This window comes from Niabella pedocola (assembly GCF_021044425.1).
Taxonomy (GTDB): Bacteria; Bacteroidota; Bacteroidia; order Chitinophagales; family Chitinophagaceae; genus Niabella; species Niabella pedocola.
Window position 1 is genome coordinate 2,882,697 of the sequence record NZ_JAJNEC010000005.1, and the last position, 13,851, is coordinate 2,896,547.

9 protein-coding genes are annotated in these 13,851 nt (G+C 46.3%); 5 read left to right on the forward strand and 4 right to left on the reverse strand.

Features of this window, described 5'->3' with window-relative positions; all coding sequences use genetic code 11:
- Nucleotides 1–15: 15 nt before the first annotated feature.
- Nucleotides 16–1,065 (reverse strand): 3-oxoacyl-ACP synthase III family protein, encoded by a 1,050-nt coding sequence (locus LQ567_RS19400; RefSeq protein ID WP_231007308.1) that lies wholly within the window; start codon nucleotides 1,063–1,065, stop codon nucleotides 16–18.
- A 458-nt stretch (nucleotides 1,066–1,523) separates the two neighbouring features.
- On the opposite strand from LQ567_RS19400, the gene typA reads away from it, so the two are divergent.
- Nucleotides 1,524–3,332: a translational GTPase TypA gene (typA, locus tag LQ567_RS19405; RefSeq protein WP_231007309.1), complete on the forward strand. Its 1,809-nt coding sequence runs from the start codon at nucleotides 1,524–1,526 to the stop codon at nucleotides 3,330–3,332.
- Nucleotides 3,333–3,496: 164 nt separating this feature from the next.
- Here typA and LQ567_RS19410 read toward each other — a convergent pair whose 3' ends face one another.
- Nucleotides 3,497–5,419, reverse strand: a complete 1,923-nt coding sequence (locus LQ567_RS19410) for a TlpA family protein disulfide reductase (protein ID WP_231007310.1) — start codon at nucleotides 5,417–5,419, stop codon at nucleotides 3,497–3,499.
- 367 nt (nucleotides 5,420–5,786) lie between these two features.
- Between LQ567_RS19410 and LQ567_RS19415 the strand changes: the two genes are divergently transcribed.
- Together LQ567_RS19415 and LQ567_RS19420 are read left to right on the forward strand one after the other, a co-directional pair.
- A complete protein-coding gene (locus LQ567_RS19415; RefSeq protein WP_231007311.1) occupies nucleotides 5,787–6,008 on the forward strand; it encodes a hypothetical protein in 222 nt (73 codons plus the stop codon).
- Nucleotides 6,009–6,065: 57 nt separating this feature from the next.
- A complete protein-coding gene (locus tag LQ567_RS19420) occupies nucleotides 6,066–6,671 on the forward strand; it encodes a hypothetical protein (protein ID WP_231007312.1) in 606 nt (201 codons plus the stop codon).
- Nucleotides 6,672–6,863: 192 nt separating this feature from the next.
- On the opposite strand, the gene LQ567_RS19425 is transcribed toward LQ567_RS19420, so the two are convergent.
- Complete coding sequence (locus tag LQ567_RS19425; protein WP_231007313.1) at nucleotides 6,864–7,283, reverse strand: VanZ family protein; 420 nt, start codon at nucleotides 7,281–7,283, stop codon at nucleotides 6,864–6,866.
- Between the two features lie 101 nt (nucleotides 7,284–7,384).
- Nucleotides 7,385–7,762 (reverse strand): glycine cleavage system protein GcvH, encoded by a 378-nt coding sequence (gcvH, locus tag LQ567_RS19430; protein ID WP_231007314.1) that lies wholly within the window; start codon nucleotides 7,760–7,762, stop codon nucleotides 7,385–7,387.
- 316 nt (nucleotides 7,763–8,078) lie between these two features.
- Between gcvH and LQ567_RS19435 the strand changes: the two genes are divergently transcribed.
- Complete coding sequence (locus tag LQ567_RS19435; RefSeq protein ID WP_231007315.1) at nucleotides 8,079–10,517, forward strand: TonB-dependent receptor domain-containing protein; 2,439 nt, start codon at nucleotides 8,079–8,081, stop codon at nucleotides 10,515–10,517.
- 384 nt (nucleotides 10,518–10,901) lie between these two features.
- A complete protein-coding gene (locus tag LQ567_RS19440) occupies nucleotides 10,902–13,379 on the forward strand; it encodes a TonB-dependent receptor (RefSeq protein ID WP_231007316.1) in 2,478 nt (825 codons plus the stop codon).
- Nucleotides 13,380–13,851 lie beyond the last annotated feature (472 nt).

Below are 13,851 nucleotides of genomic sequence, written 5' to 3' on the forward strand. Positions count from 1 at the left end.
GCGGTGTCTTATAATCTACCATCTTAACAAGGCGCTGCCCCAGGTAAAGCCGCTGCCAAAAGCTGCCAGGCATACCAGGTCCTTTTCTTTTACCCGGCCGTTTTCCCAGGCTTCACACAAAGCTAAGGGAACGGAGGCGGCTGTGGTGTTTCCATATTTTTGAATATTGTTAAAAACCTGGTCATCCCGCAGCCGCAGCGTTTGCTGTACAAACTGGGAAATGCGCAGGTTGGCCTGGTGCGGAATTAAAAGCTGCAGGTCTTCCGGTTTATGCTGGTTGGTATTGAGGGCCTCCATGATCACCTCCGGCATTTTGACTACCGCCTTTTTAAACACGGCCTGTCCATCCATGTAAGGATAAAAATCTTCCTTATCTAAAAGGTCCTGTGTAATAAAAACGCCACCATATTTTTGTGGGGGAACCGGTGGCCGCCATTCCGGCCGGTGTGCGCCCGCATGAAAACCGGGATTGGGCATGCTCAGTACTTCGGCGTCCGAGCCGTCGCTGTGCAGGTGGGTACTTAAAATACCGCGCTCCGGATCCGGTGATGGCTGCAAGATCACGGCTCCGGCGCCATCGCCAAAGATTACGGATACATTGCGCCCCCTGGTAGAAAAGTCCATGGCATAGGAATGCACTTCTGCACCAATCAGCAGGATGTTCTTATACATACCGGTTTTTATAAACTGGTCGGCAACACTAAGGCCGTATAAAAAGCCGCTGCACTGGTTGCGTACATCCAGTGCGCCTACATCTTTAAGACCCAGCATGCGTTGTACCAGTACGCCGCAGCCGGGAAAAAAATAATCCGGGCTTAGTGTGGCGAAGACGATAAAGTCTATATCATTAACGGCAATGCCGGCCCGTTCTATAGCAATCTTTGCGGCCTCGGCTCCAATGGTTGCCGTGGTTTCTTCAAAACGGCGTACATACCGCCGCTCCCGGATGCCGGTACGTTCCTGGATCCATTGATCGTTGGTGTCCATAAACTGCATCAGTTCTGTATTGGTTACCACCTGCTCCGGCACATAGCTGCCAATTCCGGCAATGATAGTCTTGTTCATATTGGCAAGATAATAAATGCGGCTAATTTGATTTCGTTGCGGGTCGTAATTATTTTACAGCGGAACGGTTGTTTCCGGGTATTAAATGCATATATAATAAAGAAATGGGTGCGGTGCGCCGGAACCGGTATCCTATAGGGCTTAGGACCACCTGTGTGTTTATGCATATATAATCGACTGTAAATAAAGGGAAACAGTCTGGTTAGCACCGGATGCGGCCATTTTGCTGAGAAAAAGAAGATCAGGGCACTTTTAGGCGGGTGAAAAATAAAACGAAATAAACTGGGAACAGGAATCAAACAACAGCAGGTCAACGGTTTAAGTATAGTAATCTGGTGATCCCCGATTATAAAACTGCCGGAATTTATGCTATTTTTTCATTAAATCGGCCGGTGGCGGTTCAAAAAATTGTGCTGTAGCGCATATTTATCGTACCTTTGCGCCTCCAAATTTTAAAAATGAATTTAAGAAACATCGCAATCATCGCGCACGTAGACCACGGAAAAACTACATTAGTAGATAAAATCTTACATGCTACTTCTGTTTTCCGTGAAAACCAGGCCACCGGTGAACTGATCATGGATAACAACGATCTGGAAAGAGAGCGGGGTATTACCATTTTTAGTAAAAATGCAGCCGTTACTTACAAGGATACAAAAATTAACGTAATTGATACACCCGGTCACGCCGATTTTGGAGGAGAGGTAGAGCGTGTTTTGAAAATGGCCGATGGGGTTATTTTGCTGGTAGATGCCTTTGAAGGGCCGATGCCGCAAACCCGTTTCGTATTACAGAAAGCACTGGCCCTGGGATTAAAACCGATCGTGGTTATTAATAAGGTAGATAAACCCAATTGCCGTCCGGATGAAGTGCATGATGCGGTATTTGATCTGTTCTTTAACCTGGATGCTACCGAGGCGCAGCTGGATTTTCCTACCTTCTACGGTTCCGGAAAGAACGGTTGGTTCAATGATTCGTTAACACCGATCGATAATATCAACCCCCTGCTGGATGGTATTTTAAAATATGTACCGCTGCCGAAAGTGGCAGAAGGTGCGCTGCAAATGCAGATCACTTCACTGGATTACTCATCTTTCCTGGGCCGTATTGCCGTGGGTAAAGTAGGCCGTGGCGTTATCAAAGAAGGGCAGCAGATAGCCCTGATGCAGGAAAATGGCGTAAAAAAGACCCGGGTAAAAGAGCTGTACGTATTTGAGGGCATGGGTAAAAAGAAAGTGACCGAAGTACACGCCGGCGACCTCTGTGCGGTGGTAGGTATTGAAGATTTTAACATCGGGGATACCATTGCTGATGCAGAAAACCCGGAAGCATTGCCGCGGATCAGCGTGGATGAGCCAACCATGAACATGTTGTTTGGTATTAACAACTCTCCGTTCTATGGTAAGGATGGTAAATTTGTAACCAGCCGGCACCTGCGCGATCGCCTGGAAAAAGAAACGGAAAAGAACCTGGCCCTGCGTGTGGAAGAAAGCGAAGGCGGGGAAGCCTTCCTGGTATATGGCCGGGGTATTTTGCACCTGGGTGTACTGATTGAAACCATGCGCCGCGAAGGATATGAGTTAACCGTAGGTCAGCCGCAGGTAATTACCAAGGACATCGACGGAAAAAAACACGAGCCTTTTGAAACCCTGGTGGTGGATGTACCGGAAGAATTTGCCAGCAAGGTGATCGACCTGGTTACCCGCCGTAAAGGAGAAATGCTGGTGATGGAAACCAAGGGCGAAATGCAGCACCTGGAATTTGAGATTCCTTCCCGCGGATTGATCGGGCTGCGTACCCAGATGCTCACTGCTACAACAGGTGAGGCCGTAATGGCACACCGTTTTTCTTCTTACCAACCCTGGAAAGGCATGATCCCCGGCAGAAACAACGGGGTGCTGATCTCCAAGAACCAGGGCCGCACAACCGGTTACTCCATCGATAAATTACAGGATCGGGGTACCTTCTTTGTAGATCCGGGTGAGGAAGTATACGCCGGACAGATCCTGGCAGAAAATATTAAACCGGGCGACCTGGTGGTGAATGCTACAGAAGAAAAGAAACTGACCAACCACCGTGCCAGCGGAAGTGATGATGCTACCCGTATTGCACCTAAAACGCTGATGACCCTGGAAGAGTGCATGGAGTACATTCAACACGATGAGTGTATTGAAGTAACGCCGAATTTTATCCGGATGCGTAAAGTGGTGCTGGATGAAATTGAGCGTAACAAGATCGCGAAAAAAATGGCAGCAGAAGCTGTTTAAAAAGAGACAGATAATAACATTGAAACGCCGGATCTCATGTATGATCCGGCGTTTTTTATTGAATATTCGTCTGTGTAAAGCGCGTCTATTACGGAAGTCCCGTCTATGTGCCTATGTGGTTAAACATTGATTGTTCACATATCTGCTTTGCTATATTTCACCATTCAGTTCCGCATCACTTCAATCATCGCCCGCATCTCTTCCACCAGGTTATCGGTATTGCCATCAAAACCCACTACCTTAAAACGGATATTACCGTTGCCATCGATCAGGAATTTAGCCGGAATGCCATCTACCGCAAAATTGTCGGAAACCTTATTATCCGCATCCAGCAGCACATGAAAATCATACTTATTCTTTTTAACGAAGTCGCCCACCTTGGATACCATTTCGCCGGGTTGTGCGCCTTCCCGGGTATTTACAAAAAGGAACTTTACATCCGCGTCGTTCTGGAACTGGTGCTGTGCTTTCTGCATACCGGGGAAGGAGGCCCGGCAGGGGCCGCACCAGGTGGCCCAGAAATCCGCCACCACGATCTTTCCTTTTAAAGATTCGAGGGATACTTTTTTACCATCCAGGTCATTCAACGCAAATTTCGGCGCAGGTTCATTGATCATTTGTTTTCTCAGCTCATCTTTCAACTTTACGCGGTATGCGGCCAGCAGGTTGTCCAGGTAGGCGGCATATCCTTTATCCGACTTGTTTTTAGAAACATAAATGCCCTTTAAAAGTGCGGTGATTTTTGCCGTACCCTTGCCTTCCCGGATCAGGTCTTCGATTTCCTGCTGCACTGCATTTTTACCTTTTATCTTTTCTTTAAACACCAGGTAGCGTTCAATGATCTCGGTATTGGTTTTACCGGTTTTTTGAACGGCTTCTTCCTGCACTTTCAGGGCGGCGGCGCGTTCGTTTAGTTTCCATAAGATAAGCGCATAGGTATCCATATAATTTCCAAGGGTATAATCCAGGCCTTTTAGGTACTCGGCCTTAGTACGGTAATCGGGCTTATTAACGGGGGCTGCCAGTTCTTTTTTTATGCTGGCCAAGGCCTTGGCCGACAGGGCTTTTGCAAATTGTAAACTATCGCCTTTTTTATCCAGCCCTTTTCCGGAAAGCTCCCAGGCAGTTTCATTGTAAGCAAGCGCCAACGCCGTGTTACTTTCCGTTTTGGCGATGTATCTATTAAAGTCGGCCCATTTCCGGGCTACACCGGCATTATAGGCGGCCTGACCATACATACTCCTGCGCATGCTGGCATAGCTTTTTTCATCGGCGGCATTCATTGCCGGAAAATCTTTTTCCAGGGTATCCAGCATCAGCAGCTGGTTTTCAATATCCCGCTCTCTGTATAATGCATTGAGCCGGTCAATTTTGACAGCGGCTCCTTTGGGATACAGTGCTGCGATCTGCTCTTTTATTTGCGCTGCCTGGTCATTGTCTTTCAGGGCGCGGTAGAGGTTTTGTAAGGTGATATAATCGGTTTCCGTTTTATCTGACTTTTCCTGTAATGTTCTGACCAGCGCTTCTGTTTTTTTCTTCCCGTTTTCTTTATCGGCGGCCATTAAAAGGCGTGCATAGGGGCTGGCATGCCTGGTTTTAAGTTCGGGATGGGCTTCAAATTCCTGGTTATAAAGGGCCAGATTGGTTTCCGGTTTTACTTTCATGTCCAGCATAAAGCCGCCAAAATCGTTTAAAGCCGCCATGCCAACGGCCGCATTTTTTACCGGTTTATTTTCCTGCATTAATAATAAAGAATAGCCCTGCTCCTTATTATTATCCATTTGGTTATCCTGTTTAAAAGTAATGAGCAGGGCCTTGGCCGTGTCGTTGGTGGGGATGCTGCCCGTCCATTTACCATTTGTTTTGGAGGCGGTTACTTCTGCTGCCCGTATGGTTCCATCGTAAAGGAAAATGGCCGGCGTAATGGTTCCCGTCTTTTCCAGGGGTGTGCCGGTGGGGTCATATTCAAACCGGATAACATCACCCGGCTTGGGCTGGGCCGGCGTAAACCGGAGATTGGAATATTGCGCCCATGTAAAAAAATGACCCAGGGCCAGCAGGAGCGTAAGCAAAAATTTTGATTTCATATGTATGTTGTTTTAGGTTTATACGTCCTGCAGTCCTTTAAAATTTCCAATATGGAATTTTACATGTAAAAGCGAAAGCCATCCGATTGTTGTACCATAAGCGCTATATCAAAAGAGAAGGTTGTCCGTAGCGCATGCCATAAGCTGTATGAATGATTCCTCAATCCCTTCCTCTTCGTTTTGTACAACCGTTCTTGAACTATAAATATAGTTATATTTTTTTATTACCGGGTGGCCGGTGTATTTTTTAACAAATGGCGATTCCGAATTTTTAAAACGGTGGCAGGTCGGTTTGTTAGCGGAAGAGCGGCAACATTTCCGGGGTATGGTTGTTTAATAAACAAGAACAATCAAGTAATTTTGCGCAATGAAAAAGAAAGTGCTGTTTGCAGCTGTTTTGGTGTTGGGTCTTATTCAAACGGTGCAGACATATGCCCAGTGCTCCATCTGCACTAAAACCACGCAGCAAATGGGCGATGGTCCGGCCAAGGGTTTTAATTCGGGGATTCTTTACCTGGCCTTTCTGCCATTGGCCCTGATCGCTTTCCTGGGGATCCGGTGGTGGCGTAATGAAAAGAAAAATTCCTGATTTTCCGGTATTGATCTTATTTTGTAGTAAATTTTTTACACCTAAAACGAAAACAAAATGTTAGATCAGATCCTGAACCTTGTAAAACAATACGGGCAGCAGTCCGTTGTTGAAAACCCCGATGTTCCCAATGAGTACAACAACCAGGTGATGGCAGAGACTGCTAATACCATTACCAGCGGGTTTCAGAACATGGCCAGCGGCGGCGGACTCCAAAACATTCTTTCCTTATTTACAGGTGGGGGTCAAAGCCAGGGAGGCAATGGTATTTTAAGCAACCCCATCGTAAGCATGATGATCGGACACCTGGCAAACCGGCTGGTTTCTAATGTGAACCTAAACCCGGCTACAGCCAATAATATTGCCAGCAACCTGATTCCGAGCGTGCTTAACAGCCTGGTAAACCGCACGGTAAGCAATGATCCGCAGGATAGTGGTTTTAATCTCAACGGCCTGATCGGCAGTTTAACCGGCGGCGGCAATAGTACGGGTTCTGCAACCGGCGGGTTCGATTTCCAGGGATTGCTCAACCAGGTTTCTGGTCAGCAGGGCGGCATCGACATCAGCCAGATCATTGGTCAGGTAACGCAAAATGCACAAACTCATCAGCAAACCCAGCAATCCGGGGGATTGGCCAATTTAATTTCCGGATTTTTTAAATAGTTTTCCGCGTTTGGCATAATTTCTGCTTTATGTATGATGTACACGTTCTTTGTTTGTAGAAAAATAGTTTGAAAAATCGGTTTTGCATTATTTTAACATTCCGATTGTAATAAATGGCAAGAATATTGCGTTTCTATTAAAAGAACAACGATAAGAAATTTAAAAAAAGATAGTCAATTTTCTCATAAGCAGTTAGTTTTGGTTGCGACCCCTGTTTCCACAGGGGTCTATTTTTTTGTATAGGTAAACACTTGCTAATAAGCCAATTGCTGCTCCTGCCCCATCTGCAATAATATCTCCCGTATCAAACGACCGGTTTGGAACATACCATTTTTGAACATATTCCATCACAATGCCGTAAACCAGCGCGCCGATGCTGATCATCAGGAAGGCGCTGAATAATTTTTGACCACCGCCTTTTTTTTTCATCAGCCAGAAGTTCCAGATCAGCACCAACAGGGAGAACATGCCGATATGGATCCATTTATCGAGTTGAATTTTGCTGAAGAAATCTTCCTGTGGAAACGCAGATCCCGGCAGGGTCAGCAGCAGGATGGTCAGCATAAAATAAAGACAAGCGCCCAAAAAAACATAACCTGTTTTCACCAACATACCATTTTATAGATTAGAAATAAAAAAGCCAATCACACAAGGTGAATGGCTTTGAAATGTTATTAAATAGATGATCCGTTTATTTTTTGCTCCGGCATTGATTAACCGACCAATGACTGGTACCCTGCGGCATCCAGCAAGGCGGCCACATCTGCAGGATTCGATACTTTCATTTTGATCATCCAGCCTTCGCCATAGGGATCTGTGTTCACCAGCTCGGGAGCATTGCCCAGTGCCTCGTTGAGTTCGGTAACTTCTCCGTCAACCGGCAGAAAAAGATCTGAAACCGTTTTTACGGCTTCAACGGTACCAAAAACATCACCTGCTTTTAAAGAAGTACCAATCGTTTCTACTTCTACGTAAACGATGTCGCCCAGTTCTCTCTGTGCAAAATCAGTAATGCCAACAGTGGCCACATCGCCTTCAAGGCTAACCCATTCATGATCTTTGGTATAACGCAAGGTTTCAGGATAACTCATAACAATATTTTTGAGTACAAATATGAGTAAAGGAACCCAATATTCCATTTTTATAGGAATAATTTTTAAAGGGATGGTTATTTTCTCAAAAACGGTCAGATCCGTGTAACATTTCCTGCTGCCGTACGATTTATTGTATCAGGAATCAGTAGCTCCGGTTACCGGTTCGACATCCGGAAACACAGTTTCAGGAATATTGCCCGATCCGTTCAAATGGCATTTTATCACAATTAACGGGTGTTTTACCCCATTTACCGGCAGGAGCTGGTTATAAGGAAAACGGAGCAATAGTTTTGTTGCAAACAATGAGATCAATATGAAAAAGCTAATAATAGCCGGGGTTTGTTTATGGAGTGCAGGCGTACAGGCACAAAGCATTTCTGGCAATGTAACCGGCGCCGATGAAAAACCAATGGAAAAAGCCTCTATTACCCTTTTAAATGCCAAAGATTCTTCCGTACAGATGCTGACCGCCGCGGATAAGACCGGTAAATACCGGTTCAATCAGCTGGCCGCCGGAACCTACCTTGTAATGGCCTCCAATGTGGGATATGCAAAAAGCTATTCGGCGCCGGTGAGGGTTGATGGTAAGGATGCCACCGTGCAGGCGATCGTACTTGAAAAAGCCAATACGCAACTGACGGGGGTAGTGGTTACCTCAAAACGCCCTCCCGTTGAGATAAAGGCCGGAAAAACCGTAGTGAATGTGGATGCTTCTCCTACCAATGCCGGGCTGAACGTACTGGAGATCCTGGAAAAATCGCCGGGTGTATCGGTAGACGCGGATGGCAATGTGAGTCTTAAAGGCAAGGGCGGCGTACTGATATTGATCGATGGCAAGCAAACCTATTTAAACGGTACACAACTGGCGGCATTCTTAAAAAGCATCCAGGCCAGCGGGCTGGACCAGATCGAGATCATGACCAATCCCCCGGCTAAGTACGATGCTGCCGGTGGGGCAGGTGTAATCAATATCAAAACCAAAAAAGGGGTGGTAAAAGGCATGAACGGAAACGTGAACCTGAACTATGCCCAGGGGTTTTATCCCAAATACAACGGTGGCGCCAATTTTAATTACCGGAATAATAAGATCAACGTATTTGGAAGTTATAACGGCGGTGTATGGGAAGGACTGGGCACCCTGACCATTCATCGTAATTTTTATAAGGATGGCAACTTCTCAGGATCTTCAGACCAAACGACAGACCGGCACAATAAAAGCCAGTGGCATAACGGGAAACTGGGTTTTGACTATAATTTCTCTTCGAAGGATGTGGCCGGCGTGGTGGTTACGGGCAATATCAACCCCTGGAAAAACTGGCAGGAAAGTGCTTCCAATCTGAGGGATGCAGATGGAACCGTAAATACTGTTTTTCTTTCGGATGCCTTTAATTCCAACAAATCGCGGAACATCAATACCAACCTGAACTACAAGCATACGTTTGATTCGACCGGGCGCGAATTCTCAATGGATTTTGACCAGGGTTATTATGAAAGCCGGGGCAGCAACTTTTTAACCACCAATGTGTACAACCCGGATAACAGCAAACGCGGAAATACGGTACTGCTCAATGGGGATTTTCCCTCCATTATTCATATCTACAGCGGCAAAATGGATTATGTACATCCGTTTAGCAAGAATCTGAAACTGGAAACGGGCCTCAAAAGCAGTTTTGTAAATACGGATAACAATGTGCTGTACCGGCGGGACACCAGCACCGGCTGGTACCTGGACGGGCAACGTACCAACCATTTTATTTATAAAGAAAACATCAATGCGGCTTATGCGATCATGACCGCCACCATAAAAAAATGGGAATTTACCGGCGGATTGCGGGTGGAAAATACCAACGCGAAAGGCACGCAGGTAACCAGCGACAGCAGTTTTAAACGCAACTATACCAACCTGTTTCCCAATGTGGGCGCGGTATACAGCTTCAATGATAAAAACCAGTTGAGCATGGCTTACAGCCGCCGGATCCGGAGACCCGATTATGACGATCTGAATCCCTTTGTGTTCTTCCTGGATTCGCTTACTTACGGACAGGGGAACCCTTATCTGCAGCCGGAATTTTCCAACCGGGTGGAAGTGAGTCACACCCTAAACCGTTTTCTTACGTTTACCGTAAGTCATACCCAAACCAATAATATCATTACACAGCTCATCAAGCAAAACACCGAAAAGAAAACGGCTTTTCAAACCACCGAAAATTTCAGCAAAAGAAAACAATGGGGCTTTTCGGTTTCGGCCAACAAGCAGCTGTTTAAATGGTGGAATCTGAGCCTGTACAGCGGCGTATTTAATAACCAGTACAAAGGATTGTATACCGATGGAACTAAAAATATTCCGGTAGCATTGAACGTAAACAATGTGGATGCTAATATGACGAACAGCTTCAGCTTTGCCAAAACATGGTCTGCTGAGTTAAGCGGCTGGTATAGTTCCAGTCCGTCTGAAGGTCTGATGATCGCGCGCCCTATGGGTGCCATGAATATTGCGCTGGCCAAGCAGTTATTCAACAAAAACGGATCGGTAAAAATTGGTGTAAGGGACCTGTTGCGTACCAGCAATTTCAGCGGCTACTCCCGTTACGCAGATGTGGATCTGAGTGTTGCCAACGACCGCCGCCAGGACAATCGCCAGTATAATATTTCGTTTACCTATAAGTTTGGCAAGGGAAATATTAAACCCGCCCGTCGTCGCACCGGAGGTGCTGATGATGAACAAAACCGGGTAAAAAGCGGTGGTGGATAAGAATGACAAAAAAAATCAGGCCACAAACGGTTTGTCCCGTGCGAGGCGATGCCCTATAAAATAATAACAATGATCGTGAAAGCGGGCCTCTCTGAGGTGCCGCTTTTTTTATAAGATCCTTAGCACCTTTGATTTATCCGGCATTGTTCATCAAAATAGTTGCAGGTTGCAACGGCCGGCAGCTTGTCCGGCAAAAAATACCGTTCGCAGGAGTTTTTTTGCCATTAAGCGGCATCCTGTTCGCTGGTTGCGATTTTCAGCCTAAGTTTGCTGCTTCAAAAAATAACAACGAACTATTGAAACAACGCATGATGATTTTTTCTTAAACCAGGAAATAACTACCAGCGAAGTTCGAACAGACTACAAAAAATAAAAAACAAACTGATGAAACTACTATTAGCACCGGCCCTATTATTTCTATTTCAGGCAACGGCACAGGCTCAGACGATTTCAGGGAACGTAAAAGATGATGCGGGAAAGCCGGCAGAAAAAGCGACGGTTTCTTTATTAAATGCAAAAGACTCTTCAATTGTAAAATTAAATGCAGCGAAGGCCGACGGCGGATACCAGTTTGAGGCCATTGGCAGCGGACGCTACCTGGTAATGGCTACCAGTGTTGGGTATGCCTCCGGTTACTCTCCGGCATTCGACTATAATGGAACCAGCCTGAAGCTGGAGCCCATTACCCTGGAAAAAAGCGGCACCCAGCTTACCGGTGTGGTGGTTACCTCCCGCCGGCCACTGGTGGAAGTAAAGGCCGACAAGATGATCGTAAATGTGGAAGGAACCGTAAACGCTACGGGTAACGACGGCATCGACCTTTTAAGAAGATCGCCCGGCGTGATGGTGGATAAGGACGATAACATCAGCATGGCCGGTAAAAACGGTGTAGAAGTATATATCGACGGTAAACCCAGTCCGTTAAAAGGATCGGAGCTGGGTAACTACCTGCGGTCCATACAGTCTACCAGCATCGAAAGCATTGAGCTGATCACCAATCCTTCCGCCAAATATGAAGCGGCGGGTAATGCCGGCATCATCAATATCCGGCTGAAAAAGGATAAATCACTGGGTACCAACGGAACGCTTACGGCGGGATACAATGTGGGTGTTTTCAGTAAATACAACGGCGGACTATCCTTGAACCACCGGGGCAAGAAATTCAATGCCTATGGTAATTACAACTATAGCCAGGGCCTGAACAACAATATCCTCACCCTGAATAGGGACGTGGCTGATACCTTATTTGACCAGCGCACCAATATGATTATGGATCGTAAAAGCCATAATATAAAGGCAGGCGTAGATTATTATATCAACAGTAAAAGCACCGTTGGCGTAATGGGAAATGCTACGTTGAATGACGACGGGTTTAACAGCAGCGGTCCCATGCCGATCACACCCAAGAATACCGGCATTGTAGACCGGATCCTGCAGGCCAATACGATCACCAAGGGCAACCGGGATAACTACAACCTGAATGCAAACTATAAATATGCGGATACTTCGGGTCATGAACTGAATATCGACCTGGATTATGCCCGTTTTGATAATAAGAATAACCAGCGGATCTCCAATATTTATTATGCTGCGGATGAATCCACCATTTTGAAGAAGAACCTGTACCGCATGTATACACCCACCGGTATCGATATCTACTCCATCAAAACCGATTACCAGCAGCGGTTTTTAAAAGGAACCTTAGGCTATGGTTTTAAACTGGGATGGGTAAATACCAATAACGACTTTCAGCGGTTTGATAATAACGGGCCTACAGAGCAGCAGGACCTGAATAACAGCAACAAATTCGATTATAAGGAAAACATCAATGCGGGGTATGTGAATTATAACCGCCAGTTTAAAGGATTTTTGATACAGGCGGGTCTGCGGGTGGAGAATACCAATTCCGAAGGTCGTTCTACGGGGCTGGTATGGAACTCCGGTTCGAGCCGGTATGATAACTATGATTCAACGCTCAAAAGGAATTATACCGACCTGTTCCCCAGCGCGGCCATCACCTTCAATAAGAACCCGATGAGCCAGTGGAACTTTACCTACAGCCGGAGGATCGACCGCCCCAACTACAGCTTGTTGAATCCCTTTGAGTTTGCGCTGAATGATTATACGTATATGAAGGGGAATACACAGTTAACGCCGCAGTATACGAATAGCTTTGGTATTACCCATACATATAAATACAAGTTGAACACCACCCTGAATTACAGTCATATCCGGGACATGTTTGCGCAGCTTGTGGACGTAACGGAGGGATCCAAATCTTTCCAGACTACCAAAAACCTGGCGTCGCAGGATGTGATCAGCCTGAACATCAGCTATCCGTTCAGCTACAAATCGTACAGTTTGTTTACCAATCTTAGCTCTAACTATTCCAAGTTCAAGGCGGATTTCGGCGGCGGAAGCCGGGTGATCAATACCGATGCGTTTTCGGCCAACCTGTTTACCCAGAGTACGCTGCGGTTTGCCAAAACCTGGACGGCGGAACTGAGCACGCTGTATGTTTCTCCGTTTGTATGGCAGGGCGCGTTTAAGGGAAAGGCTATGGGATTTGTGGATGCCGGTTTGCAAAAAACGGTATTACAGGGCAAGGGTACGCTTAAAGCTTCTGTAAGCGATATTTTCAAAACCATGCGTTTCCGTGGTACCAGCGATTATGCCGGGCAGTACACCCGTGTAGGTGCCAACTGGGAAAGCCGTCAGTTTAAAGTGAACTTTACCTACCGTTTTGGTAGTGCCCAGATCAAATCTGCGCGCCAGCGTAAAACCGGTCTGGATGATGAAAAGAACCGTGCCAGCGATGGTGGCGGTAATGGTGGCACACCCGGTCAGGGCGGCCCTAAATAAAGCGCTTAGTTTTGTTGGTTTAATAGGTAAAAGTTGCCGGTGCATATCGGCAACTTTTTTGTTTTTCGCCGCAGATGCGCAAATGGTTGGCATTGATCTTGACTCATAATAAAGTGATCTGTGTTCATTGTGAAGCATAAGGTTTTTAGCCGCAGATGCGCAGATGGATGGGCTTTGTTCCTTAATCAGCGAATCTGCGGCCTATAAAGCGTCATTGTGGGGCTATTTCATATCCGGCTGTAAGAAAGGACGATCGCGCGGGCCGAGGGTTGATTAAAAATGATCGAGGTGCATTGTGAAGCAAAGTGTTTTTCGCCGCAGATGCGCAGATGGCTTGGCCTTATTCTTTAATCAGCGAATCTGCGGCCTATAAAGCGTCATTGTGGGGCTATTTCATATCCGGCTGTAAGAAAGGACGATCGCGCGGGCCGAGGGTTGATTAAAAATGATCGAGGTGCATTGTGAAAAGCAA